Source organism: Nocardia sp. NPDC052001 (assembly GCF_040680615.1).
In the GTDB taxonomy this organism is placed as follows: domain Bacteria; phylum Actinomycetota; class Actinomycetes; order Mycobacteriales; family Mycobacteriaceae; genus Nocardia.
Genome location: NZ_JBFAXC010000004.1, coordinates 256,588 through 281,058, shown reverse-complemented (window position 1 = coordinate 281,058; position 24,471 = coordinate 256,588). Strand labels below are relative to the sequence as shown.

Here is a 24,471-nt window from a genome sequence, read left to right as displayed (position 1 = left end):
AGACTGGACCGTGCGCAGCCTCGGACTAGGCTGGAGAGCATGGACCCCAATATCCTGTCGGTGCTCTCCGGCCTGGCCGTCGGACTGCTCGTGGACACGGTGTACGGCTGGTGGACCGCGGTGGCTCCCTTCCTGGGCGCGCACTGAGCCGTCAGCGTCTGCGCACCCCTTCCGCGAGCGCGGCGGTGAGTTCCCGGGCGGCGGTGATTCCGGTATCCAGATCGGCCGCGTCGAGCAGCGTCTTGACCAGCGCGGTACCGACGATCACACCATCGGCGAAGGTCGCGACATCGGCCGCCTGGGCGGGTGTGGAGATGCCGATGCCGACGCAGACCGGCAGTTCGGTGGTGGCCTTGGTGCGCCGCACCAGGGTGTTCGCCGCCGTGCCGACGGACTGCCGGGTACCGGTGACGCCCATCAGCGCCGAGGCGTAGACGAAACCCGATCCGGCCGCGGTGATTTCGGCGAGCCGATCATTGCGGCTGCTCGGCGCGACCACGAAAACCGTTGCCAGACCCTGCCGCTCGGCATGCTCGCGCCACACCGCGGACTCCTGCACCGGCAGATCGGGCAGGATCGCGCCCGCGCCGCCCGCCGCGGCGAGTTCGGTGGTGAAACGCTCGATCCCGTAGCGCTGGATGGGATTCCAGTAACTCATCACCAGCACCGGTTTCCCGGTCGCCTCGAATGCCTCGCGCACGGTGCGCAGTACATCCTTGATGCGGACGCCGCCGCGCAGCGCGATATCGTCGGCCGCCTGGATGACGGGACCGTCGATGACCGGATCACTGTGCGGCAGGCCGATTTCCATCACATCGGCCCCGCTGTCCAGCACCGCCTTGATCGCGGCGATACCGCCGTCGACGGTCGGAAACCCGGCGGGCAGATATCCGATGAGCGCGGCCCGGTTCTCCCGGGCGGCGCGGGCGAGCGTATCGCTCAGCAGTTGCGTGTTCCCGCTCACTTGGCATCCTCCGACTGTGCGAAATACTTGGTGGCGGTATCCATATCCTTATCGCCGCGACCGGAGAGGTTGACCAGGATCAATCCGTCCGGGCCGAGTGCGCGGCCGACCTCGAGCGCACCCGCGAGCGCGTGCGCGCTCTCGATGGCGGGGATGATGCCCTCGGTGGCGGACAGCAGCCGAAATGCCTGCATGGCGGCGTCATCGGTGATGGGAAGGTATTCCGCGCGGCCGATATCGTGCAGATGCGCGTGTTCCGGTCCGATGCCCGGATAGTCCAGACCCGCTGAGATGGAACAGGGTTCGGTGATCTGACCCTCGTCGTCCTGGAGCACGTACGAGCGCGAACCGTGCAGGATGCCGGGTTCACCCGCCGACAGGGTGGCCGCGTGCTCACCGGTCTCGATACCGTGACCGGCCGCCTCGCAACCGATCAGGCGCACCCCGGCATCGTCGAGGAAGGGGTGGAAGAGCCCGATCGCATTCGATCCGCCGCCGACGCAGGCGATCGCCGCATCCGGCAATCGCCCTGCCCGCCTGAGGATCTGGGCCTTCGATTCCACGCCGATGACGCGCTGGAAATCGCGGATCATGGCGGGAAAGGGATGCGGTCCCGCGACCGTCCCGAAAATGTAGTGCGTGGTGGCCGCGTTGGCGACCCAGTCCCGGAACGTCTCGTTGATGGCGTCCTTGAGCGTTCGCGCCCCGGACAGCACCGGAATCACCTCCGCACCAAGCATTTTCATGCGCGCCACATTGAGCGCCTGCCGCTGGGTGTCGACTTCGCCCATGTAGATGACGCATTCGAGCCCGAACAGCGCGCAGACGGTGGCGGTGGCGACACCGTGCGATCCGGCCCCGGTCTCGGCGATGACGCGGCGCTTGCCCATGCGCTTGGTGAGCAGGGCCTGGCCCAGCACATTGTTGATCTTGTGCGAACCGGTGTGGTTCAGATCCTCGCGCTTGAGGAAGATCCGCGCCCCGCCCGCGTGCTCCGCGAATCGCGGCACCTCGGTCAGCGCGGTCGGCCGTCCCGCGTAATCGGCGAGCAGTTCATCGAACTCCGCGAGAAAAGCGGGGTCCACCTTGGCTTTCTCATATTCGGCCGCCACCTCTTCCACCGCGGCGACCAGCGCCTCGGGAATGAATTTGCCGCCGAAAGCGCCGAAATAACCTTCGGCGTCGGGCGTTCGGCCATCGAGGTCCGGAACGAAGAATTGTGTGGTCATGGTTCGGTCTCCTGGGGCGTTTGCCCCGGTCGGCAGGCTCGGAATGGGTCACGAGAACGCGTATGCGCGCGCCGATGCCGACGGCTCGACAACCGTTGACACCCTCGAAAAGGAGAGGACGGAACCGGGAGCTAACGCTCCCTCAGACACCCCGCCCGGCACGCGACGCGTTGAGCCATCGCATTCCATTGACCTGCCCGGGTTCGGAACCGATCACATACCGCACCCGTCGCCCCAGCACCCGTCGCGCAGGCGCACGGCAGCCGCGCGGGCGGCAACCGGGAGCGAGACGGACGCTGATGGACATGACCGCAGCGTAACCCATCACGACGCGCGCCGATCGATCAGTTTTGAAGAAGCTTCGCGCCGCGCCCGCCCCCTAGCATGGGAAACGCCCAGATCAGACCACTGGAGGAGGACCGAAATGGCCGCGACGAAGAAGAGCTACGAGGGATTCTCGGCCGAGGAACGCGAGGCCATGAAGGATCGCGCCAAGGAGTTGAAGGCGGCCTCGGGGCGCGGCAAGAAGGATCCGCTGGCCGATGTGCTGGCGACGATCGCCGAGATGCCCGCGGCCGACCGCGTGCTGGCCGAGCGCGTACACGCCGTCATCACCGAGAACGCGCCCGCGCTGACGGCCAAACTCTGGTACGGCCAGCCCGCCTACGCCCTGAACGGCAAGGTCGTCTGCTTCTTCCAGGCCGCCGCCAAGTTCAAAACCCGCTATGCCACTTTGGGTTTCAGCGATGAGGCGAAGATCGACGACGGCTCCATGTGGCCGACCGCCTTCGGGCTCGCGAAACTGACCGCCGCCGATGAGAAGCGCCTGGCCGAACTCGTGCGTAAAGCGGTCGGCTGAACCGGTTTTCAGCAGAAGGTGATCAGGGTGCGGTTCGCCATCGAGACGCGCGCCCGTTCGAACAGCACCAGCCAGGTTTCGCGTTCGCGGTAGAGCGGATGCTCGTCCTCGTCCTGCGCGAACTTGGCTATCTCCGCGTCCGATAGCTCGCCGTCGACCAGGGTGATGCCGAGATACGGTGCGACATAGACGAGTTCGCGCAGCAGGGCGGCGCTGGAGCCGACCATGCCGCCCGGGATCTGCAGTGCGGCATCGGGGAAGAGCACCTCATCGAAATCGGTCGGGACGTAGAAGCCCTCGCAGTCCGAATGGCAGATCAGGTGCGATTCGAAGGTGTACATGACACGGTCCAGCGCCTCGTCCGCGGTCGGATCCTCGCCCGCGGCAACGGGTGCCAGCGGAGCGTCGGGATGCTCCAGCGCCCGGGCGTACGCGCGCCGCAGATAGTGCACGAAGCTGTAGGGGAACCCGCCCAGCCGATCGCGGGCCGTCGCCGGGCCGTGGACGGCGGGCTCATCATGGGGTGCCAGCCCCTCGGCCGTGAGCAGTTCGTTCAGCGCTTGCAGCTGCTCGCGCAGCGTTTCGGCATGCTCTTCATCATGTTCCAGCGCGTAAGCCAACGCGTGTGTTGCCACTGCCAACCCCATGCGCCCGAGGCTAGCGTGACCCTATGACATCGAGCGCCACTCCCCGGGAGCCGCCACTGGCCGGGACCGAGGCCGAGCAGCGCTTCGGTATCCGGCTGTCGGCCTGACCGGCGGCGGGCCGGCCGGGCACGGCGGCGTTGCCCACCTGAAGTCTTCATGCCAGCCTGGAGTACAGAGCGTGCCCGATCGCGCCGCCACTCGCGGTGCACCGGGCAGGCGGTCGAGGAGGATGTCGTGGGCTATCAGGCGGGACTGGAGGGGCAGGCGCGGCTGCGGGTCACCGTGGAATTCGAGGCGGATACCCGCGAGGTCGGAATCGGCTGGTCGCCCGCCAGTGCGACAGCCGCGCACATGACACTCGAATACGCGCGAATCTTCTTGGTGCCGTTGGCAATCGGGGCCGAGCGCACCTACCTCGAGCTCGTCGACGGCCACCCCTGGGCCACGGTGCGCCTGCCCGGCACCCTGCCGGCCGGGGAGTACGCCATCGAAGTCGACGGCTACGGCGGCGCCAGCTGGGGTGACGGCCGCCTGGACGCGCGCGGCCGCAGCCTCGCCTTCACCATTGCCCCGTGATCATTTGTCCAGGTCCGTGCGTGGCGGATTTGGTGGGGACGACGGTGCGGGGGCGCGTTATGCTGCACGGCGATAGGGGCCGCGCCCGGTGTTCGGCATAGGCGGGGCGGTGTGGGGAGCGGTCGAGCGGACCGCACAACGGAAGGGCATAACAGGATATGGCTGGCGTGGCTGTGCGAGGGGCGCAGGAGCGCCGACACAGATCCCGGGGTGGGTGGGCCAGGCGGACCGTCATCGGTGCTGTCGCGGTCGCACTACTACCGTTCGGGGCGTCGGTGGTAGTGGCGGGACCCGCTGTGGCGGACCGTGATCCGGCGGCGTTCGACTTCTCGGTCGACTCCGCCATGGGCGCGATCAATACCCGGATCATCCGTGCGGCCGACGGCAATACCGATCGGGTGGTGTACCTGCTCGACGGGGAACGGGCGCAGAACGATCTGAACGGCTGGGAGCTGCACACCAGCATTCCGGCGGCACTGGCCAAGTTCAATATCAATGTGGTGATGCCGGTCGGCGGCGAATCCAGTTTCTACGCGGACTGGAATGAGCCGAGCAGCTTCGGCGGCGTCAATCCCGATGCGTCGCTGCTGCCGGGGCGCGACTCCGGATCGGCCATCGCGGGCTGGGATGAGACGCAGGGCAAGACCAATACCTACAAATGGGAAACCTTCCTGACCCACGAGCTGCGCGACGCGCTGCGAAATCGGCTGGGGTTCAGCGATAGTCGTAATGGCGTGTTCGGGCTCTCCAGCGGCGGCAGCGCCGCGGTGGTGCTGGCGGCCTACCATCCGGATCAGTTCGTGTACGCCGGATCGCTCTCGGGTTATCTGCATTCGTCCGCGCCGGGCATGCGAGAAGCGTTGCGGCTGGCCATGATCGCCGCGGGCGGCTACAACATCGACTCCATGGCGGCCGCGGGCAGCCCGGCCTGGGAGCGACAGGACGCCGTCGGCTTCGCGCCGACGCTGATCGCCAATAACATCCGGCTGTACATCGCTGCGGGCAGTGCCGTTCCGGCACAACAGGATCTGTCCTCGGTGGACGCGATCATCCAGGGCATGCCGCTGGAGGGGATCGCGCTGGCCAATACCAAGGCGTTCCAGTCGCGGTTGCAGGGACTCGGATATGACAATGTCACCTACGACTTCCCGAGTATCGGCGTGCACAACTGGGGACAGTGGGAGCAGGTGGCGAATCGCATGCTGCCCGATATCGCGCAGCACATCGGCAAGCCGCTGCCCGCGGGGCAGCAGCCTCCGGGCGGACAGCAGCCGCCCGGTGACGGGCAGCAGCCGCCGCCGGGTGGCGGTGCGCCGCCGCAGAAGTAAGCACGGTTGAAAGGTCCGCCGCAGTCCGGGATTCGGAGTGCGGCGGACCTTTTCGTCTATTCGAGCGTGTTACTCGGTCTTGATCGGGGCGTCATCGACCCAGCCCCAGCGATTTTCGACGCGCACCGTGATATCCGCCTGCGGTGCACGGGCATTGGCGGCGAACTGATAGCGCTGTAGCTCGCCCCAGTCGCGGGTCCAGTCGTGGTCCAGATAGGACGGGACCGTGCGCGGGGTCAGCAGCAGATCGATCCAGCCCAGCGGGCCGCCACCGGAATCACCCTCCCATGAGGTCGAGACCTGGGAGTTGAGTTTATCCGGCAGGATGCGCCAGCCCGGCAGTTCCCCGACACCGTCCAGGTGATCCAGCGGCTGCTGGCATGGGAAAGCCAGTCCCACATGGAAATCCGTCAGCACCGGCTCGGACCTGCCGACGACGGTGTTGAGAGTCGCCAGCTTGGGCAGGCGCGGCGGCGTCACCGCCAGCCACTGCTTATCGGTGAGATCATCGACCGTGGCGACCAGGCGAATCGCATTGGTCTGCGCGGGAATTCGATCCAGCGCGATCGGCAGATTCCGCCACATGGGCGCACCGCCGACACCGGGCGGGACCAGATCACCCAGCGGGGTGACGGTGCCGTCCTCGGCGCGATGCGCGAATTCCACGCGTAATTGCTGACCGTCGACGTGATGGCCAGTGTCATCCGTCACGGCGATTCGGCCCGCGACCGTCAACACCAGCACGCGGTATGCGGAATCTTTCTGCACCGCAGCAAGATCCATGCGATACCACTGCGTGGTCAGATGCGCGGGCTGCCTGTCGCCGCTGGTGTAACTGCCGAGTATTGGCGTGCGCGCGGCATCCAAGCCGAACGGTAGAGCCACTGTGCTGCCATTGATTCCGGTCTCGGTGGTGGACCCGCCGGGTCCACCGGGCGGCGGACCGCCGTGTGCGCCCGGTCCGCCCGGGCCACCGCTCGGACCGCCACTGCCCGGACCGCTTCCCGAAGGTCCACCGCCGGAAGGCCCACTGCCCGAGGGCGGTCCGGATTGCTTACCGCCCGGTCCGTCCGGCATGAGATCACCGACGCCATTCGCGGTGAAACCGGTGTTTTCGGCGGCGAGCCCGTCGGCGGGCTTGCCGCTGTACGGCTCCAGCACCGAACCGGGCGTATCCGTCTCCACCAGTACGTCATCCGCCAGCGCGCAGTCCTTACCCGTGAGCGTGCGCAGATTCGACAGTGCCACCGAATACGCCGGATATCGCGCGTACGCGGCCTGCGCCATGGACGCCACCTCGAACAGCACCAGCGCGGCCGCCGCCACCGTCAACGGCCTGATCCGATCGAAACGCCCGGTGGTAGCGGCGGTTCCGAGCGGATCGCGATAGTACTGCCACCCCGCTCCCACCAGGCTCAGCATCGCGAGTGCCAGGAAAATGGTGGCGATACTCATCCCGCCCAGCACCGGCGCGCGATCCGGCCACGACACCCCGTACCCGGAGACATACCACCAACCATTGGACCCGGTGAAAGTGACGGCGAGCAGGAACAGCACCCCCGCGCCGAACAACCACCGCCGATACGGCACACGAACCCTGTTGCCACTCAACGCGACCGTGGTGATCGCCGCCAACGCGGCGGCAAGCCCCGCGTACACGCCGAAGTGATGCGTCCACTTGGTCGGCGTGAACATCATCAACAGCAGCGCCATGACCACAATGCCAAGCACCCGCGCCACCGGCCCGCGCGCGGTATCCGGAATCCGGAACCCGCGGCCTCGTGCCACCAGCACGCACACCACCAGGCACAGCAGCATTCCGAGAATCCCGAACCGCCTGGCCAGCGACCCATCCGGCGTCAGCGACAACAGCGATTCCCACCGCGTCGGCTCATCCGGCCACCCCAGATTCGGCCCCACCAGCGTCCGAACCCGCGTCGCTTCGAGCACCGACGCAATCGTCTGATCCGCGAACACCACAACGAGCACCAGCACCCCGGCCGCCACGATCGGTGCCACCAACGCGCCATATCGCAACAGACCACGGCCGGAATCGGTGCGTGCCGGGGCGATGTCGCGCCTGTTGGAGTGGTCCTCGACCTGTGCCTTCGCATCGAGCTGGCCGCCGCGCGACGCGAGCGGCGCGCGACCCGCCGCGATGCGGCCGGAATCGGTTCGGGCGCGGGCGATTACGGTGCGGATGACCGAGCGGGAACCGGCGATCAGGGCGGCTACGCAGATCAGGCCGCTGGGACCGGCGGCCAAGGAGAAGGCCGCGATCAGGGCCGCTATGGCGGCGGGGAGCAGGCGGCGGGTGGCTATGGCGCGTTCCATCGAGCACCAGGTGAGCAGAGCGCCCAAGGCGATCAGGGGTTCGGGGCGCAGGCCATTGTTGTAGGGGAGCCAGATGGCCAGGAAGATCAGGGCGGCGGTCCAGCGGGCGGCCGCGTGCGCGCGAACGCGGGAACCGAGGCGGGGCAGCACTTCTCGGCTGATGACCAGCCAGCACAGTATGCCCGCGAGCAGGGACGGCAGGCGCAGCCAGAGGCCGGCGTCGGTGATGCGGGTCAGCTGGGCGAGGACTTCGTACGGCCAGCCGAAGGGGGCCTCCGCGACCTGGAACCAGCGGTAGTAGTTGGCGGTGTATCCGGCGTGCTTGGAAACCCTTGCCATGGTGAGGATGTAGCCGTCGTCGGAGGTGTTGGCTCCGATCACATGCCACAGCGCCAGCACCGCGATCACCACGCCGTCCACCCGGCCGAATCGCCACCAGCGGGCGGGCAGAAACCTGCGCGCCTTACGCCCGTCGGCGGAATCGAGCAGGTGCAGGCAGGCGAGCGCGATCAGCGTGCACAGCACCGCGCCCACGATCGCGGCTAGCTTGAGCGCACTCGGACTCGACGAGAACCGCGAATCGATCTCGGCGTGCAGCCGCGCATCGGTCAGCCGGGCCCGATCCAAATCCGTGTAGACGCCGACGATCTGCGGCCGCACATCCTTCTCGACCGTGGTCCGATACGGCGTTCCGTCCTTGCGATTCAGTCCGGTGAGCTCCACCGTGGTCGCCCCGGACGTCGAATGTACGACCAGCGCACCGCAATTGGGAGGCGGTGACGTCTCCTGATTCGCGGCCGGGCCCGCACCGCTGCCGATCACCGAGTTGGTGCCCGGATCCGCGCCCGGGTTCGAGGGTGTATTTCCAGCTGGCGGAGTGGAATCCGCAGGCGGAGTACTGCCGGGTGGAGGTGTCGCGCCGGGTGGCGGTGTGCTGCCCGGGGGCGGGGTCGATCCCGGCGGTGGAGTACTACCCGGCAGCGGAGTCGCACCTGGCGGTGGCGTCGAGCCCGGCGGGGGAGTCGCACCGGGCGGTGGTGTCGCACCTGGCGGGGGAGTCGCACCCGGCGGTGGTGTCGCACCCGGCGGAGGGGTCACGCCCGGCGGAGGTGTACTGCCCGGAGGAGGGGTCGATCCCGGGGGAGGGGTGGACCCCGATGGAGGTGTGTTGCCCCCGACCGGCTGATTTCCGCCCGGCGGGCCGGTGGCAGGGGGTTGGCTGCGAGCGGTGGTCGGCGGATTCGGGTCGAATATCGGCGCGGCCGTGGATATCTCGGTCAGGGGCACCGTGAGGAGCGGGGTATCGCGGAGCAGAACCGAGAGGGTGCGGCCGGAGCCGTTCTTGTCCTCGATGCGAGCCAGCAGGCCCTTCGCCGTCGCGCCCTGGGATTTGGGCGGCACCGTTGCCAGCACGGTGCCGGTGGTGAGGTCACGCAGGGCAGTGCAGGGGATGCTGACATCCAGGGTGAGGGGGACGTAATCCACCAGGGGCGCGGTGAGCTGGATCGACTGCGGCTGCGGCCAATCCAGGCTCGCGCGGTCCTGGCGCACCGGTAGCAGCGGTGTCAGCACCGCCAGCAGAATGCCCAGCACGCCCGCGAGCAGTCCGATCAGCCTGATCCGATGCGGCCCGATCAGCCTCGGCCCACCCGGTCGGTCGCCGCCTGCCCCACCCCATAGCGAAATTCCCCGTGCCGTAATCGGAATCGTCCCCCATCCACCGGCGTACAGCCGCCGACGTCACTGCCATTCACTCACCGGGCGCGGATCGATTCCACCCCCGGCTTTTGCCGCCCCCGAGGCTACCGATAGCCGGTGGCCCGCCGCCTCCCGAATTATTTGTTCACGGTGAGCAGCCAGGAGCCGTTGCAGCCCTGACCGGAGTTCTGCTCGGCGTCATAGGTCCAGTCCCGGGGGACCTCCTTGTCGAGGCGCACCTCCCAGAACCCGTTCGGCGAGGTGATGATCGAGTTCGCCTGATCGGCGACCACCGTGGGCTGCTCATTGTCGTCGTAGTTCCAGGTGCCGGACACCTCGGGATATTTCAGGGTGAGCGTGAGCGGCCCCCCGCTGTGATTCGCCACCACCAGGCAGGAGCCCGGATGATCGTCGCCGCGTTCGGCATTCGCGGGTGTGGCGGTGAGGGCCAGCAGCACACCCGCGCCGAGGGCAGCCGCCGATACCGAGATGAGTCGCATTGTTTCTCCCCTGATCCGCCCACACAGTACCGAATGCCCGGTATCCCCCTCCAGTCGTGAGATCTCCAGTTATGGCGAGGGTGCCGCGGCCGGTGTACGGCGGCTGAACAGCAGGTGCACCAGCACCCCGGTGATGGCGGACATGGTCACCCCGCTGCCGAGCAGCAGCCGCAGATCCGACGGGAAGCTCTTGTAGAGCCCGGGCACCAGAATCGGCAGCAGTCCGGCTGTCAGCGCGGCGGTCGCGGTGATGAGCGCGGCATCGGAATCCAGATCGACCTGCCGGAACATGCCGATGGCCGCCGCGATGATCATGGCGAACACAATGGCGGCGGTACCGCCCACCACCGGTCCCGGCAGTGAATTCACCAGTCGCCCAATGGGAGCCACGAAGGCCGCGATCACCAGCAGCGCGCCGGTCAGCATGGTGACATACCGGCTGCGCACCCCGGTCAGCCGCAGCAGTCCGACATTCTCACCGCTGGTCACCATGGTCGCGCCGCCGAACAGTCCGCCCAGCAGCGAGGTCACCGCGTCGCCGCGAATGGTGCGCCCGGTGGTCACGCCGGTGTCGATATCCTTACCGATGATCTTGGCGTTCAGCACGGTCTGCCCGGTCGCCTCGGCCATCGAGCCGATACTGAAGACCAGCAGCGGTATGGCCGCCAGGAAGTCGAAATGCGGTGTGCCGAACAGGAACAGCCGTGGCAGCTGCGCGACCTCGGATCCCGATTGCAGATGGAACTGCCCCAGCGCGGCCGCCACCAGGCAGCCCGCGATCATGCCGAGCAACACCGAGACCCGTCGCCACGTCCGCGGTAGAAACCGGTGCGCCACCACGGTGCTCACCACGGTCACCCCGGCCAGCGCCACCGCGGTCCGCGAAGGCTGTTCGCCGACAATGAGATTGCCCGCGACCTTGACCAGGTTGACCCCGATCACCAGCACCATGCTCGCCATGACCACCATCGCCAGCCGGGTCACCAGCCGCCGCGCCACCGGCACCAGCACGATTCCGGCCAGCGCGGTGATGATCACCGCACCGCTGGCCGTCGCCGCATCGGACTCCTGCGCGATCTGAATGAACAGCACCACCGCCGCCCCGCCCGGCAGCATGACGAACGGTAGTCCCGCACCGAGTGAAAACCGCCCGCTGGATTGCAGAATCGTGCCGATACCGCTGAAAAGCAGGGTGGCGCAGAGCAGTGCGCGCGCCTGACCGTCATCGAGTCGCAGACTGTGCGCGATCAACAGCACCGAGGTGATCGGCATGGCGACCATGACCGCCAGGTGTTGCAGCGCGGCGGTGAACGCGCGCCCCGGCGGCGGCACCTCGTCGACAGCCGAATCCGGCCGCACGGCGGTAACACTCACAGCGCACCGAGCCAGGGGATGTCCTCGCCGCGGTAGCGGTAGGCGCGGAAGATGGCATTGGAGATGCCCGGGAACACCGCCGCGGTATCCGGATCCGGATATTCGGTGAAGGACGGCACCACGTACTCCCAGACGATCCGCCGTTCCGGTGTCACCTCGAAGATGCGCCCGAACGCCGCCTCGGTGATCAGGGTATTGCCATTGGGCAGCCGCTGCGCCCCGCCCATGAACGGGGTGAAGAACGCCTCGCGCGGCGAATCCTGATAGCTCCACGCGATATCGCCGGTGGCGGTGTCGATTTCGACGACCCGGCTGTAGGTCACCGATTCCCCGGTGCGGAAGGTGCCGTTGTCGAACACCAGAATGCGCCCGTCCCCGACCGGGGTGGCGTGATGCTGCTGCGCCAGGCTGGCGCGATCGGCCAGCGTGGTGGCCTTCCCGGTGCGCCGATCGATGGTGATCACCGCCGAAACGCTGCGCAGGCTGGCGACCACGGTGTGCTCATCGAGCGGGTACACGCTGTTGATCAGCGGCCAGTGCTCGCGCCAATAGTGCGGCTGCAAGCCGAATTCGGCCGGATCGAGGTGTTCGACCGCACGCCACTCCCACAGCGAAGTGCCGTCGGGGGCGGCCTCCCTGATCACATCGGACCAGACGATCCCGTCGGCCTCGGTACCGGGCACACCGCCCCGGATGCGCGCCGCGTCGGCCCCGCGCAGCGGTTCCACGGCGGCGTACAGCACGCGGCCGTCGTCGTAGTGATGCGCGTCGTGGTGCTGGTAGTCGTCGCGAATCTCGTTGAGCAGCACGCCCTGTGCGTCGTACCGGCCCATCGAGCCGCCACTGTATTTGCGCCACATGGCGAACAGCGGCGCGATATTCAGGGTCGCGCCGTTGTAGGCCAGCACGCCGCCGGGCAGTAGCCGGGCATGCCTGCCCGGCCGGTACGGCAGCGTCCACCGGTGCGCGAGCTCGCCGTCCAGGTCGACCAGATCGACGATGCCGTTGCCGGCCAGCGGCGCGTACAGCGTGTACCCGGGCGAGGCCAGTTCGCGATCGCTGCCGATCAGACCCGTACCCCGACGTTTGAGCGTGTTCTGCTCCACCGAACAACCTCCTGAATATTTAGTGATACTGAATATTCAGTACGATGGCGCTCGGCAGAAGCCTTCTGCTCACGGTGAGGCAAACCCGTGCGATCGTCCGTGCGGGGCCGACAATGAGGCGGTTCGGATACCGACGAGAGGGCGATGTGAGCGGCGAGAGTGTGGCGGGATCCGATTCCGGTCTGCGTGATGTCATCCATCGCCGCAGGCGCGCGGCCGGGCTTACGCTGGCCCAGCTCGCGGCGCATACCGAACTCTCGCAATCGTTCCTGAGCCAACTGGAGAACGGCCGCACCAATACCAGCCTGCGATCGCTCCAGCGCATCGCCGACGCGCTGGGTACCACCGCCACCGAATTGCTCGCCGCCGCGGATAGCGCTCCCGCCGCGACGGTGGTGCGGGCCGCCGATGACACCGCGCTGGCGCAGGCCGAGCACGGCGGCGACGGCTCGGTGCGCTCGCTCGTGCACGGCGCGCGGGATCTGCGCGCCCTGGAATTCACCGGCGGCACCGAACGCGGTGACCGCGAATTCGCGCACGGCAATGACGAATTGATCCACGTGGTGGCCGGAACCATCACGGTGATCGCCGGTGGCGAGGAGATCGTCCTCGCCACCGGCGACAGTTACTACTGCGTGGCGGGTGTGGCTCACCGCTGGTGGGCGCACACCCCCGAGACCCGCACACTGGTGGTCGCGGTGGCGGACGGCCGGACCGTGCGCCGCGCCCGGATCAACTGACGGTGAAGGAGAACGTCGGCGCGGTGCCCTCGCCCTTCTTGGCGTCGTAGGTCACCACGTAGGTTCCGGTGCCGGGGGAGGGCACCACGAAAATCGCGAAATTCTTTGCGTTGTCGATGGTTTGATTGCGTTCGAGCAACTCGTTGATGGGTCCGCGAATATCGGCGGGCAGATTTTGGCCGTCCGGTGTTTTCACGCTGAAGTATTCGTAGAAGATATTCGAGCCGCCATCGGAAATACCCGATCCGCCAATGATTTTGACGTGCAGCGCGAGATCCATCTTCCCGTTCTCGCCCTTGCTGTAACTGGGACTCAGTGTGCCGCCGGTGATTTGGATCGTCGTCTGATCCTGGACCAGGGTGCCCGAGACGCTCAATTCCTTGGGCTTGACGCTCTCGACCTTGCCGTCGGCGGATAGCGGGATGATGGTCTGATTCTCGGCGGCGGTGCCGTAGCTGACCTTGATGGTGTCCAGTAGATGCTGGGCGTCGGACAGCTTCTTCACCGTAGTGGTGACATTGCCGGTGGCCGAACCCTTTCCGGGCACGGCCGGATTGTCGAAGCCCGCCCCGGCGTCGATCTCATTGCCCACCTGCAACGTCGGCACGACGCTCAGGGTCTTGTTATCGGTGGTGTTGTTCTTGTAGGTGATGTCGATGCGGATCTTGGCTCCGCCGAACTCGTCCGGGATGACGGTCGCCTTGTCCACCGTGATGTCGAAGCCCTCGTACCAGCCGGTCTTGCCGACGGTGCGGACGGTGGCCTGACCGTTGGTGGAGGTGCCGCCCGGGCTGCCGCCGCCGGGCTGGCCGGTGCCCATCGGCTGCGCGATTTGCGAACTGGTCGGCCCGGCCTTGGTGTCCTTGTCATTACACGCCGTCATGAGCAATGCCGATGTGCTGATTACGAGCACCGCCCCCACGGTCGTGAATATGCGGCTTTTTTGCACCGCTTTACCTTTTGATTGGATTGTCGATCGCACGCTCTGCCTCCCAGAAGATTTGCCATCTCAGTGCGCGACGCCCGGAAGATCCGGACGAGTGATTCGCAGTGAAATCCTCTATGACGCTATGTTCGTTAACGGGGTGATGGTGGCCACATTCGCCAATCTCGGTGCAGGCGGCCCAGTTCGGTGATCGGCTCCTCGTCGTACAGCCATTCCCGGGCAATGCGATGCCAGTTCGCCGTCGCGCGCAGCTGACCCAGGGTGGCGCAGGTCCAGAAGTCGACCCGGCGGGAGAACAGATGCTCCGGCGGCAGATTCTGCCTGCGCATACCGTCGAATTCGGCGATGCGCGGATCGACCGCGTGCAGGAAGGCGGCCGAGGCCAGCTCCGGGGTCAGCGGCAGATCCTCGTCCACCAGGCTCCACTCCGCCGCCGACAGCACGTAGTTGTAGCACTCCTCGGGGGTGACGCCGGACTGCTCGTCGATGACGCCGCGTTCGACCATGAGCCGGTACAGATCGTCATCGCGATCCTCGGCCGCGGCGCGCAGACAGGTGGCCTCGAAGGCTATGTGCTCGTGCGCCATTCGCTTGTAGAGCCCGAAATCCAGGAACGCCACACGACCGTCCGGGCGCAGCAGCAGATTGCCCGGATGCGGATCACCGCAGAATTCGGCGAACTCGAACAGCGAACCCACGTAGAAGCGGTAGACGATCTCGCCGATGCGATCGCGTTCGGCGTCCGGCAGCGCCCGCATGGCCTCGAAATCGAGGCCGGGGGTGTATTCGGTCACCAATACGCGGCGGCTGCTGTACTCCGGAAAAGCCTGCGGCACAGTGATGAACGGGTGATCGGCGTACATATTCGCCACATGTCGCTGGGTGCGGGCCTCGACCTCGTAATCGAGTTCGTTCTCGAAATTGGCGCGCATCTCGTCCAGCACGCCCAGGGTGAAACCGGGCAGCATCACCTGCTGCATCAGCACCCGCAGCATGCCGAGATTGCGCAGATCCGCGCGCACCGCCAGATCGATGCCCGGATACTGCACCTTCACCGCCACCGCCGTGCCGTCGAAAAGCCGTGCGCGATAGACCTGCCCGATGGAGGCGGCCGCGATCGGCTCCGGATCGAAGTCGGCGAACAGCTCGTCGAGGGGTTTGCCCAGATCCTCCTCGATGACCCCGCGCATGGCCGCGAAATCCACCTGCGGCGCGTGATCGAAGAGCACCGCCAGGCGGCGCTGGAAGCTCTCCCGATACCTGGGCGGCACCAACTCCAGATCCAGCAGCGACAGCAGCTGCCCGAGTTTCATCGCCAGGCCCTTCATCTGACCGAGCACCGAAACCAGCGATTCGGCCAGATGCAATACCGACTCATCGGCCATGCGGGCGCGCACATCGGCCGATCTGCCGATCATGGCGAGTTTGGTCCGGCGCTTGCGAACGGCCTGCACGGCCACCACCGCACCGAGTTTGGAACCGCGGGCCAGCCGCGAGGTCGATACGGGCTTCGATCCGGTCATGGCCGGCCTTTCCACGGGATCGATATCGTCCGCGACCGTGCCGCGATCACGATCGCCGATCAGCATCATCGCACCTTCATGAGCACACCGTCGGCAATCGCCGCAGACGCGAGGATTTCGCGGTTCCGGGGCGGGCGCGTCATCTCGGAACGACTGGATTCCGGCCAAATCTTTCCGGTCCGGAAAGTCCTTTTCGGTCTTGAAATGGCCCATCCATCAGCGTTTTTCCAGGAATTCCGGTTCCGGAGAGGGTGATCGAAGCCGGGGTGCTGAGTCATGCTCGAAGGGCACCAGATCCTGCGAAGGGGGCAGGATCTGGTGCAGGCTTCCGGGGCCCGCGAACCCGGCGCGGACCCTCAGGCCAGGGTCAGCGGCTGCTCGAAATCGTCGTACGGGAGCGGGCCGTCGACGAAGGCGTTGACCCACAGGCCGTTCACGGTGATATCGCCACCGTGGTTGCCGAGGAAGGCGATATCGGAGGCATCGCGGCCCGTGGCTATGCGAACCAGGGTGGAGCGCGGTGCGATGCGGGTGGGATCCAGGACCCGCCAGGAGCCGCCCACGTAAGCCTCGGGGACGGAATGGAAATCCATCGGGACCCCGCCCGGGGGATAGGCCGAGGCGACCCGGGCGGGCACGCCGACCGCGCGCAGCAGCGCGACGGTGAGATGGGAGAAATCGCGGCAGACGCCGGTGCCGGACAGCAGGGTCTCCACCGCGCCGTCACTGGGGGTGCTGCCGCCGGGGAGATAACGGACCCGGCGGCCCACCCAGGCGGCGACGCGGGCGGGGGTTTCCGGATCATCTATGCCGCAGCCGAATTCGGCGGCGGCGAAATTCAGCAGCTTATCGGATTCGGCAAACCTGCTGGGGCGGGTGTAAATCGCGAGATCGTACTCCGACGGGGGCTCGGCGAGCGCGGTCCCGAGCACCGTCGCGCTGTAATACGCGTGCAGATTCCCCGCGCCACAGCGCAATACGTGAATTCGCGTGCCGTGCGGGCCGAGCACCTCGCGCGCCTGACAGCGCCGGCCGTCCAATTCGAACACCAGTGATTCGCTCAAATCCATACCGGGCTGACGCGCCACTGCGATTTGGAACTCGAGCACGGAATCGGCATGTACAAGAACGTCGAGATGGGCGGAAACATCGCGCTTCACCCCTTAATACTCGCAGGTGAACGCCCGGTCAGCCGACTGTTTCCAAGACCTCCAGCGCGGCTGTGATGCGCGGAACAGCGGGCTCGCCGAAACCCGCCACCAGATCGGACAGGGCGCGCGCCACATGCGGTCCGACCGCCGCCGCAGTGAGCACATCCTCGGCCAGCACAATGCCGTTCACCACATGCGCGGCCAGCACGCGCTGATCACCGGTGACCTGGTAGCGCCACGAACCCAATTGCAGCCGTTCGGGTTCGGAGCGGAACAGGCCGCGCTTGGCGGGCGTGCGCACCGCGCCCGGCACCCCGGCGAACACGGTGAAGACCATCGCGACCCCGCCGGGGCCGTGCAGCGCCGCGCCGATCACCCGCGCCGCGTGCTCCGGATCGAAATCCACCGGTCAGCCGCCCATCGGGAGGACGAACTGCGGGGTGATCGTCTCACCGGATCCGGTGCGGCGCAACGCGGTTCCGGCGGCGTAGAACTCGACGGTGTGATGACCCCAGGCATAGTTCTGGATCTGGAACTCCACCCCGGTGACGCCGATCCCGCCGTCCCGCTCGGCCTCGGCCTGCATGCGCGACATGGCGAGTTCGCGGGCCTGATAGTTGCCCTGCGTCCACTGCGGCATCTCGACATTGTTGCCGATCTGGCGCATGGACTGCATGAAACCCTGTACGGCCACGTGGAATACGCAATTGCCCATGACGAAAGCCACCGGCGCGAACCCGGACCGCATCAGCGTCACCATGTCCTGGCCGGACAGATGACTGGTGAACGCCTGCCCATTCGGCCTGCGGAACCTGCCCGGCGCCTGCGTGAACCGCACCGCGGTGCCGACCGCGATGAACTCCAGATGACTGGCCTCGGTCCCCACGTGCCGCCACTCCAGCCGCACCCCCACCACGCCGTCGGCATGCAACGCGTCCGCCTCGGCCTGCATTCGGGTCATGGCATTCCAGCGCGCCCGATAGGTGGCCTCGGTCAGCACCGTCAACTCCATCTGCTGCCGGATGCCGGTGAACTGGAACCCCACGTGATAGACCGACACCCCCATCACCAGATCGATCGGCTCGAACCCGGCCCCGTGCAATAGCGCGAACTCATTGACCGACAGATCCGAGGTGAAAATCCGCCCCGCATGCGAGAGCCGCTCACCCGCGGTCGGTTCCAACGGTGGATCAGGCTGCACGACCCCTACCTCCCATAGACGACCATCGCCACTGTACGACGCCGAATCCCACCCCGGCCACCATGAAACGAGCCCGGCCCGCCTCCGTGAAGAGGCGGGCCGGGCTCGAATTCGGTTGTGCGCGCTGGATCAGCGGCGGCCGGAGTGTGCCGCTTGGTCGCGGGTGGCCGCGGCCTGGGGGCGGGAGGCGCGGCGGCGGGCCGGGGCTCCGTTGGTCGCGGTGGCGCGGTCCTCGGTGCGGGGCGGGCGGCCGGTGGCGGTGGCCGTGGCGCGCTCGGGGGCCGCGGTGCGGCGGGTGCCGCCGGTGCGCGGGGCCGGGCCCGCCGTGGCGCGACGGTCGGTGGCGTGCGCACCACGAGTGGCGGTGGCGGCCGCTCCGCGGGTACGGCCGCTGCCCGCGGTGCGATCGCCGTCGAAGTTGCGGTCGCCACGGGTGCCGCGGTTGCCGTCCGAAGAGCGGTTGTCCGCGTTGCGGGTGCCGCCGGTGCGGCGGGCGGAGTTGTCGCCGCGGGCCGGGCCGTCGCCATTGCGGCGGGTGGGGGCGTCACCGCGCGCGCCGCTGAATTCGGTGGTGCGGCGGGCGTTGCCGCCCTCGCGGGCCTTGGCCATGCGGGAGGCGCTGCCGCGGCGGTTGCCGCGACGCGGGGGCTGATCATCGCGGTCGTCGACGCGCGGGGCGTCGGCCTGCGGGGTGACCAGGGCGGCGATGGGGCCGACCAGGGCGGTCACCGGGGCCGAATGCGCGGTCACCTGTTGGGGTTTGGTGTCGATGCCCGCCTTGCGGAGCAGGAAGGCGACATCCTTGCGCTGTTCGGGGAGCACGACCGTGACCACGTCACCGGCGCTGCCCGCGCGGGCGGTGCGGCCCGAACGATGCAGGTACGCCTTGTGTTCGGCGGGCGGATCCACGTGCACGACGAGTTCCACGTCATCCACGTGCACGCCGCGCGCCGCCACATCGGTGGCGACCAGGACCCGCGCGGTGCCCGCGGAGAACGCTGCCAGGTTGCGGTCGCGAGCGGCCTGGGAGAGATTGCCGTGCAGATCGGTGGCCGGAATGCCCGCGGCGGTCAGCTGCTTGGCGAGGCGGCGCGCGTGATGTTTGGTGCGCATGAACAGGATTCGGCGTCCCTCACCCGAGGCCAGGGTGTAGACCAGATCCTTCTTGGCGTCCGCGCCGCCGACCTCGAACACGTGGTGGGTCATCGCCGGAACCGGCGAATGCGCCTCGTCCACGCTGTGCGACAACGGATTCCGCATGAACCGCTTCACCAGCTTGTCCACGCCGTTGTCCAGGGTCGCGGAGAACAGCAGCCGCTGCCCATCGGCGGGGGTGGCCGCGAGAATGCGGGTCACGCCGGGCAGGAAGCCCAGATCCGCCATATGGTCGGCCTCGTCGAGCACGGTGATCCGCACCGAATCCAGCGCCACCAGGCGCTGCTTCATCAGATCCTCCAGCCGTCCCGGGCAGGCGACGACGATATCGACACCGGCCTTGAGTGCCTTGGCCTGCCGATTCTGCGGTACGCCACCGAAAACGGTGGTCACCCGCAACCCGCACGCCTTGACCATCGGCTCCAGCGCGGCCGCGATCTGGGTGGCCAGCTCACGGGTCGGGGCGAGGATCAAACCGGTCGGCTGTCCCGGCCGGCGGCTACCACCGGCGGCGGCCAGGCGCTCCACCATCGGCACCGAGAAGGCGAGGGTCTTACCGCTGCCGGTCCGTCCGCGAGCGAGCACATCGTGCCCGGCGATCACATCGGGCAGGGTGGCGGCCTGAATCGGCATGGGCGAGCTGATGCCGTTCGCCGCGAGGGCGTCGACCAGGGCGGGACGCACACCGAAATCGGCGAAGGACGTGGCGGGGCTCGTTGAACGAGAAGTCATAGGGGTTCCTGGTGCCTTTCGAGCATCGGATGAAATCGCAGGGGTGTGCCGAACTGTTTGTCCGCACTTGCTGACCTCGCTGCGTGGCCGACGCGAAGGAAAAGACATCCACGACGGAGAAGAATAGGCAAGATCGCGCTACTCAACGGCTACAACCATAGCCCAGTGCGCAAGATTCAAGGTCATTGCCCGCCTGTGATGTCGCTTGCTCTCGACGGAACTACATTCCGATCGCGTACAGCAACCATCCGACAACCACATCCTGCGGCGCCCCGATCGAATACTGATACAGCGCGTTCGAGATCCCATTGATGAACGTCATCGCCCTGCCTGCCCTTCGGTTCCGATCCGCCCCGCTACTTCCGAAATCGAGAGTGCAGAACGGTCTGTTACCTCCGGGCAACCAGGATCGCGCGGGTCAGTTGCCCAGCGCCGAGTCGATCTCCCGGATGAGTTCGGCGGTCGCCGGATGCGGCGGGCGTCGTCCTTGCTGAGTGTGATGGTGCTCATGTGCTTACTCCGGTGTGGGATTGAGCGCCGTGTCCGGCGTGGTTCCCACAGTGGCCGGACCCGCCGACAGCCCACCGACAGTCCGCTGACGACCATTACCGCCGACCTCCGCCGCCGAAGGTGGGCCGTCGCGCACTGATCAGTGCGTGAGCGTCACCTTCGCCAGGCCCGTCGGATGGTCGGCGTCTATCCCCAATTCCCTTGCCACGGCCAGTGCCAGCTGTTGACCGCGAATGGTTGCCAGCAGGCATTCGCCCAGATTTCCGAGCGCGGGCCAGGTGATGGGTGCTTCGGTCGCGGTGCCCGCCAGCACAATCGGCGCGTACCGGGCGCTGAGTGGTTCGCGCAGCGCGAGGGTGTCGGTATCAGCCGGACCGGAACCCGCCATCAGCAATGCGGGCGCGCCCGGGCCGGTGACCGCGATCGGGCCGTGCCGGAAATCCGCGCTGGAGAAACCATGCGCCATAAGCCCGGTGGTCTCCTGAAGTTTGAGCGCGGTCTCCAAAGCCGCCGGATAGCAGGCACTGCGCCCGACCACCGCCAGCCGGTCGACTGTCGCGAGCAGTTCCGCAGCACGCTCGACCGCCCCGCCATCGGCCAGCAGATCGGCTGCTGCGGCTGGTAATTCGCCTGCCTCGAGTTGGGTCATATCGCCTGCCCCGAGCCCCGACGCGATCGCCAGCACCGCGAGCATCTGCGCGGTCACGGTCTTGGTCGCGGGCACCGCCCGCTCCGGCCCGGCCTCCAGCGCCACCGTGTAATCCGCGATCCGCGCCAGCGCCGAATCCGGATCATTGGTGACCGCAACCACTTTCGCCCCCGCCGCGATATAGCGCCCGGTCAGATCCACGACCTCCGGCGTCCGCCCCGACTGCGACAGCGCGATGAGCAGCCAGCCCCGAAACCCGGCGGGCTCGCGCCCGTACGCGGTGGCAATGCTCGGAGCCACCAGACACGTCGGCAACCCGGTCTGCAACTCCACCGCGTACCGCCCGAGCAACGCGGCGTTATCGGATGAACCCCGAGCCAGAAACGCAACGCCGACCGGGCCGCCCGCATGATCGCGAGGGTTGCCTGCGGGGCGGCTGGGGGTCGCACCGCCTCCACTGTCCATGAATCTCTCGCCCGCGCTCGGGAAGAGCGCGGCGACTTCACTGCCAATCGTGGTGAAGCGGTCGGCGAGCGTGGCGAGCACGCGCGGTTGATCACGCATCTCGGCTTCCATCAGTCTGCCGAGTCGAGTATCGGTCATCGGATTCCTCCGGGTATGTCAGTCGGATCGGGACGTGATGTGGCCCCGCCGGATTGGTATCGCGGTAGGCGGACGCATCGGGCCGCGCGTCCCTCGGGGATTACGGGGTGGGGGCGAGGGTTTCGGTGTCGAGGGCGAGGGTTATCGCGCCGTGCAGGGAGGCGTCTTCGAGGAAGTGGGCGGCGTGGATTTCGGGTGGGTACGGGGTGGCCGTGGCGATCAGGTCGGTGAGGGCCGGGAGGATGTGGTCGGCGGCGGCCATCATGCCGCCGCCCAGGACGATGCGGGCGGGGTCGACGAAGACGGTGAGGTTGGCCAGTGCCGTTGCCAGGGTTTCCAGTGTGTGCCGCACCAGGTTTCGTGCTTCGGCATCGGTGCGGTGGAAGAGTTCGGCGCTGGTGATCGGGGTGCCGAGCCGGGCGGAGGCGCGTTCGCCGAGAGCGCGTCCGGCCACCAATTCCTCCAGGGGAGCTCGGCCCACGGCTACCGCGCCGACGGGGTAGTTGCCGGGATTCATGTAGGCGATCTCCCCGGCGGCCTGATGCGCGCCGACGATGACGCGGCCGCCGACGATGAGCGCGGCCGCTATCCCGGTGCCGAGGCTGACATAGATCCCGGTGTCCACACCGCGCAGCGCGCCGAAGCGGACTTCGGCGAGGGCGGCGGCTCGCACGTCATTGGCGACCCGCACCGCGGGCACCCCGAATTCCGTTGCGAGCCGGGCCGACAGCGCCAGCGTCTCCCAGCCGGGCAGGTTGGGAGTCAACTGGATGCCGTCGGCCCGGATGATGCCGGGACACACCGCCGCCCATTCGGTGACGGACAGGTCATGCCCCTCACGCGCGAGCTGTTCGAATCGCCGCACGGTGCCGGCGGTGCGCCCCAGAATGTGGTCGGGGCCGAGATCGGTTCGGGTGTCGAGGCGTTCGCGGGCCAGGATCGCGCCGCGGGAATCGGCCAGCGCCACCTCGGTCTTGGTGCCGCCGAAATCGATGCCGATGACGGCGAATTCACTTGCTGCGTGCGGCATTCGACGTCCTCGCTGCAATCGGGCCGAGCCGCCGCGAAGGTGGCGGCCCGGCCTATCTCGGTATCGTTCTCCGGCGCGATATCGGTATCGCGCCGCGCGGAAATCCGTCAGTCGGCGACGGTTTCGGTGACTTCGGGTTCGGGTGTCAGGTACTCCTCCCGAATCTCCTTGGGGCCGAACGGCCATACCTTCTCCGCTCGCGCCCAGATGAGGAACGCGACACCACCGAGCGCCACCCAGGCCAGCGACCATTCGATGGGATGCACACCCGGATTCGACTTGTCCGCGTAGCCGTAGATGACCAGCCAGCCGACGGCCGCCACGATCGCGGGCAGCGGATACAGGAACATCTTGTACGGCCGCACGAGATCCGGCTGCCGCCTGCGCAATACGATCACCGCCGCGATCTGCGCCAGCGCCTGCACGATCACCATCACGGTGGTGAGCAGTGAAATCAGCACCGCCAGTGGCGGATGCGTCGCCGAGGTCCCGATATGCCGTGCCAGCAGGAATCCGCCCGCGGTCACCACGCCCATGGCGATCAGGCCGAGCACCGGGAACTCGTACTTGGGATGCAGCCGCCCGAATGCCTTGAAGAACACCCGATCATGCGCGGCGTCGAACGGCACCCGCGACCCGCCCAGCAGTCCGGTGAACACCGAGGCGAACGCGGTGATCAGGATGAGCCCGGTCACCACCTGCGCCGCGCCCTTGCCCATGGTCGTCTCCAGCACCGCCGAGGCGACCGATCGCGAGGCCACATTGTCCGGGTCGAGCATGTCCTTCCAATTGGTCACGCCCAGTACGCCGATCTGCATGAGCAGATAGATGCTCATCACCCCGAGAATCGCGAAGATGATCGAACGCGGCAGCACCCGCCCCGGATTCTTCAGCTCCCCGCCGAGGTACGCCGAGGTGTTGTAGCCGAGGTAGTCGTAGATGCCGATGGTCAGACCGGAGGCGAACCCCAGCCAGAAAGTGTTGCTGCCCAGGTCGATCGCGTGCTCGGGCCAGGTGAACGCCATATCCGGATGGAAATGCGTGAACGAGGCCAGAATGACCGCCGCCACCGAGATGATCATGACCGTCCACATGACGACGCTGATCTTCCCGATCGAGGCCACCCGCCGCCACAGCAGCGCGATCACCAGCGCCACCACCGCGACGCCGACGATATCGCCCTGGGTGTCACTCATCGACGGCCACAGGTAGGTCAAGTACTGCACCAGCCCCTGCACGCCCGTGGACATGATGAGCGGAATGAAAAGCATTGCGGTCCAGACGAACAGGAACGGCATGAGTCGTCCGGTGCGGTACTGGAAAGCCTGCTTCAGATAGACGTAGGTGCCGCCGGTGCCGGGCATGGCGGCACCCAGTTCGGCCCAGATCAGCCCGTCGGCCAGGGCCAGCACGGCCCCGGCGACGAAGCCGATGACGGCGTGCGGGCCGCCGAACGCGGCGACCATGAGCGGAATGGTGACGAACGGGCCGATGCCGACCATCTGACTCATATTGATGGCGGTGGCCTGGAAGGGGCCGATACTGCGGGGCAGTTGGCGGGGACCGGACATGGGGCTTCCTCCGGTGGGAGCTGAGCGAGCGAGTGGTTTAGTAAA

General features: G+C 67.4%; 20 protein-coding genes. 4 read left to right on the top strand and 16 right to left on the bottom strand.

Translation table 11 applies throughout. The features are described from left to right. Window positions 1-151: 151 nt before the first annotated feature. The gene (gene trpA / locus AB0L82_RS21360) at window positions 152-964 is read right to left on the bottom strand and encodes a tryptophan synthase subunit alpha (RefSeq protein ID WP_364638749.1); all 813 of its coding nucleotides are present in this window, start codon (window positions 962-964) and stop codon (window positions 152-154) included. Next, the gene (gene trpB / locus AB0L82_RS21355) at window positions 961-2,193 is read right to left on the bottom strand and encodes a tryptophan synthase subunit beta (protein WP_364638746.1); all 1,233 of its coding nucleotides are present in this window, start codon (window positions 2,191-2,193) and stop codon (window positions 961-963) included. Before trpB ends, trpA begins: the two co-directional genes overlap by 4 nt. A 424-nt stretch (window positions 2,194-2,617) precedes the next feature. On the opposite strand from trpB, the gene AB0L82_RS21350 reads away from it, so the two are divergent. Then, window positions 2,618-3,052, top strand: coding sequence for a DUF1801 domain-containing protein (locus AB0L82_RS21350; RefSeq protein ID WP_364638743.1), 435 nt, complete (start codon window positions 2,618-2,620; stop codon window positions 3,050-3,052). Window positions 3,053-3,060: 8 nt separating this feature from the next. On the opposite strand, the gene AB0L82_RS21345 is transcribed toward AB0L82_RS21350, so the two are convergent. Further along, window positions 3,061-3,699: a hypothetical protein gene (locus AB0L82_RS21345; protein WP_364638740.1), complete on the bottom strand. Its 639-nt coding sequence runs from the start codon at window positions 3,697-3,699 to the stop codon at window positions 3,061-3,063. Window positions 3,700-3,933: 234 nt separating this feature from the next. On the opposite strand from AB0L82_RS21345, the gene AB0L82_RS21340 reads away from it, so the two are divergent. Both AB0L82_RS21340 and AB0L82_RS21335 read left to right on the top strand, forming a co-directional pair. Next, window positions 3,934-4,275, top strand: coding sequence for a hypothetical protein (locus tag AB0L82_RS21340; RefSeq protein WP_364638737.1), 342 nt, complete (start codon window positions 3,934-3,936; stop codon window positions 4,273-4,275). Window positions 4,276-4,571: 296 nt separating this feature from the next. After that, window positions 4,572-5,603: an alpha/beta hydrolase family protein gene (locus AB0L82_RS21335; protein WP_364638734.1), complete on the top strand. Its 1,032-nt coding sequence runs from the start codon at window positions 4,572-4,574 to the stop codon at window positions 5,601-5,603. Window positions 5,604-5,672: 69 nt separating this feature from the next. On the opposite strand, the gene AB0L82_RS21330 is transcribed toward AB0L82_RS21335, so the two are convergent. From AB0L82_RS21330 to AB0L82_RS21315, 4 genes are all read right to left on the bottom strand, one after another. After that, window positions 5,673-9,530 carry an arabinosyltransferase domain-containing protein gene (locus AB0L82_RS21330; protein WP_364638731.1) on the bottom strand — a complete coding sequence of 1,286 codons (3,858 nt, stop codon included), beginning with the start codon at window positions 9,528-9,530 and terminating at the stop codon, window positions 5,673-5,675. Window positions 9,531-9,772: 242 nt separating this feature from the next. Next, a complete protein-coding gene (locus AB0L82_RS21325) occupies window positions 9,773-10,135 on the bottom strand; it encodes a hypothetical protein (protein ID WP_364638728.1) in 363 nt (120 codons plus the stop codon). 69 nt (window positions 10,136-10,204) lie between these two features. Beyond that, window positions 10,205-11,509 carry a solute carrier family 23 protein gene (locus tag AB0L82_RS21320; RefSeq protein ID WP_364638725.1) on the bottom strand — a complete coding sequence of 435 codons (1,305 nt, stop codon included), beginning with the start codon at window positions 11,507-11,509 and terminating at the stop codon, window positions 10,205-10,207. Further along, complete coding sequence (locus AB0L82_RS21315; RefSeq protein WP_364638722.1) at window positions 11,506-12,615, bottom strand: aryl-sulfate sulfotransferase; 1,110 nt, start codon at window positions 12,613-12,615, stop codon at window positions 11,506-11,508. Before AB0L82_RS21315 ends, AB0L82_RS21320 begins: the two co-directional genes overlap by 4 nt. Before the next feature lie 146 nt (window positions 12,616-12,761). Between AB0L82_RS21315 and AB0L82_RS21310 the strand changes: the two genes are divergently transcribed. Next, entirely contained in the window at window positions 12,762-13,355 is a 594-nt protein-coding gene (locus AB0L82_RS21310; protein ID WP_364638719.1) for a helix-turn-helix domain-containing protein, read from the top strand. On the opposite strand, the gene AB0L82_RS21305 is transcribed toward AB0L82_RS21310, so the two are convergent. The 9 genes from AB0L82_RS21305 to AB0L82_RS21265 all read right to left on the bottom strand — a co-directional run bounded on the left by AB0L82_RS21305 (window position 13,348) and on the right by AB0L82_RS21265 (window position 24,426). Continuing rightward, window positions 13,348-14,268 carry a hypothetical protein gene (locus tag AB0L82_RS21305; protein ID WP_364638716.1) on the bottom strand — a complete coding sequence of 307 codons (921 nt, stop codon included), beginning with the start codon at window positions 14,266-14,268 and terminating at the stop codon, window positions 13,348-13,350. The genes AB0L82_RS21310 and AB0L82_RS21305 overlap by 8 nt on opposite strands. A gap of 164 nt (window positions 14,269-14,432) precedes the next feature. Beyond that, window positions 14,433-15,824 carry an AarF/ABC1/UbiB kinase family protein gene (locus AB0L82_RS21300; protein WP_364640399.1) on the bottom strand — a complete coding sequence of 464 codons (1,392 nt, stop codon included), beginning with the start codon at window positions 15,822-15,824 and terminating at the stop codon, window positions 14,433-14,435. 356 nt (window positions 15,825-16,180) lie between these two features. Next, on the bottom strand, window positions 16,181-16,984 hold the full coding sequence (locus AB0L82_RS21295) for a transglutaminase-like domain-containing protein (RefSeq protein WP_364638713.1): 804 nt from the start codon (window positions 16,982-16,984) through the stop codon (window positions 16,181-16,183). 28 nt (window positions 16,985-17,012) lie between these two features. Continuing rightward, complete coding sequence (locus AB0L82_RS21290) at window positions 17,013-17,381, bottom strand: DUF5073 family protein (RefSeq protein ID WP_364638710.1); 369 nt, start codon at window positions 17,379-17,381, stop codon at window positions 17,013-17,015. Window positions 17,382-17,384: 3 nt separating this feature from the next. Next, window positions 17,385-18,176, bottom strand: coding sequence for a heavy metal-binding domain-containing protein (locus AB0L82_RS21285; RefSeq protein ID WP_364638707.1), 792 nt, complete (start codon window positions 18,174-18,176; stop codon window positions 17,385-17,387). Window positions 18,177-18,305: 129 nt separating this feature from the next. After that, window positions 18,306-20,063, bottom strand: a complete 1,758-nt coding sequence (locus AB0L82_RS21280) for a DEAD/DEAH box helicase (protein ID WP_364638704.1) — start codon at window positions 20,061-20,063, stop codon at window positions 18,306-18,308. A 649-nt stretch (window positions 20,064-20,712) separates the two neighbouring features. Further along, window positions 20,713-21,825: an SIS domain-containing protein gene (locus AB0L82_RS21275; protein WP_364638701.1), complete on the bottom strand. Its 1,113-nt coding sequence runs from the start codon at window positions 21,823-21,825 to the stop codon at window positions 20,713-20,715. Between the two features lie 100 nt (window positions 21,826-21,925). Further along, window positions 21,926-22,855, bottom strand: a complete 930-nt coding sequence (locus AB0L82_RS21270) for an ROK family protein (RefSeq protein ID WP_364638698.1) — start codon at window positions 22,853-22,855, stop codon at window positions 21,926-21,928. Between the two features lie 107 nt (window positions 22,856-22,962). After that, window positions 22,963-24,426: an APC family permease gene (locus AB0L82_RS21265; RefSeq protein ID WP_364638696.1), complete on the bottom strand. Its 1,464-nt coding sequence runs from the start codon at window positions 24,424-24,426 to the stop codon at window positions 22,963-22,965. Between the last annotated feature and the right edge of the window lie 45 nt (window positions 24,427-24,471).

What these genes read in the sequence shown, in the direction of transcription:
- trpB (WP_364638746.1), bottom strand. Translation starts at nt 2,193, where the DNA reads ATGACCACACAATTCTTCGTTCCGGACCTCGATGGCCGAACGCCCGAC.
- AB0L82_RS21350 (WP_364638743.1), top strand. Translation starts at nt 2,618, where the DNA reads ATGGCCGCGACGAAGAAGAGCTACGAGGGATTCTCGGCCGAGGAACGC.
- AB0L82_RS21345 (WP_364638740.1), bottom strand. Translation starts at nt 3,699, where the DNA reads ATGGGGTTGGCAGTGGCAACACACGCGTTGGCTTACGCGCTGGAACAT.
- AB0L82_RS21325 (WP_364638728.1), bottom strand. Translation starts at nt 10,135, where the DNA reads ATGCGACTCATCTCGGTATCGGCGGCTGCCCTCGGCGCGGGTGTGCTG.
- AB0L82_RS21300 (WP_364640399.1), bottom strand. Translation starts at nt 15,824, where the DNA reads ATGACCGGATCGAAGCCCGTATCGACCTCGCGGCTGGCCCGCGGTTCC.
- AB0L82_RS21280 (WP_364638704.1), bottom strand. Translation starts at nt 20,063, where the DNA reads ATGACTTCTCGTTCAACGAGCCCCGCCACGTCCTTCGCCGATTTCGGT.
- AB0L82_RS21275 (WP_364638701.1), bottom strand. Translation starts at nt 21,825, where the DNA reads ATGACCGATACTCGACTCGGCAGACTGATGGAAGCCGAGATGCGTGAT.
- AB0L82_RS21270 (WP_364638698.1), bottom strand. Translation starts at nt 22,855, where the DNA reads ATGCCGCACGCAGCAAGTGAATTCGCCGTCATCGGCATCGATTTCGGC.
- AB0L82_RS21265 (WP_364638696.1), bottom strand. Translation starts at nt 24,426, where the DNA reads ATGTCCGGTCCCCGCCAACTGCCCCGCAGTATCGGCCCCTTCCAGGCC.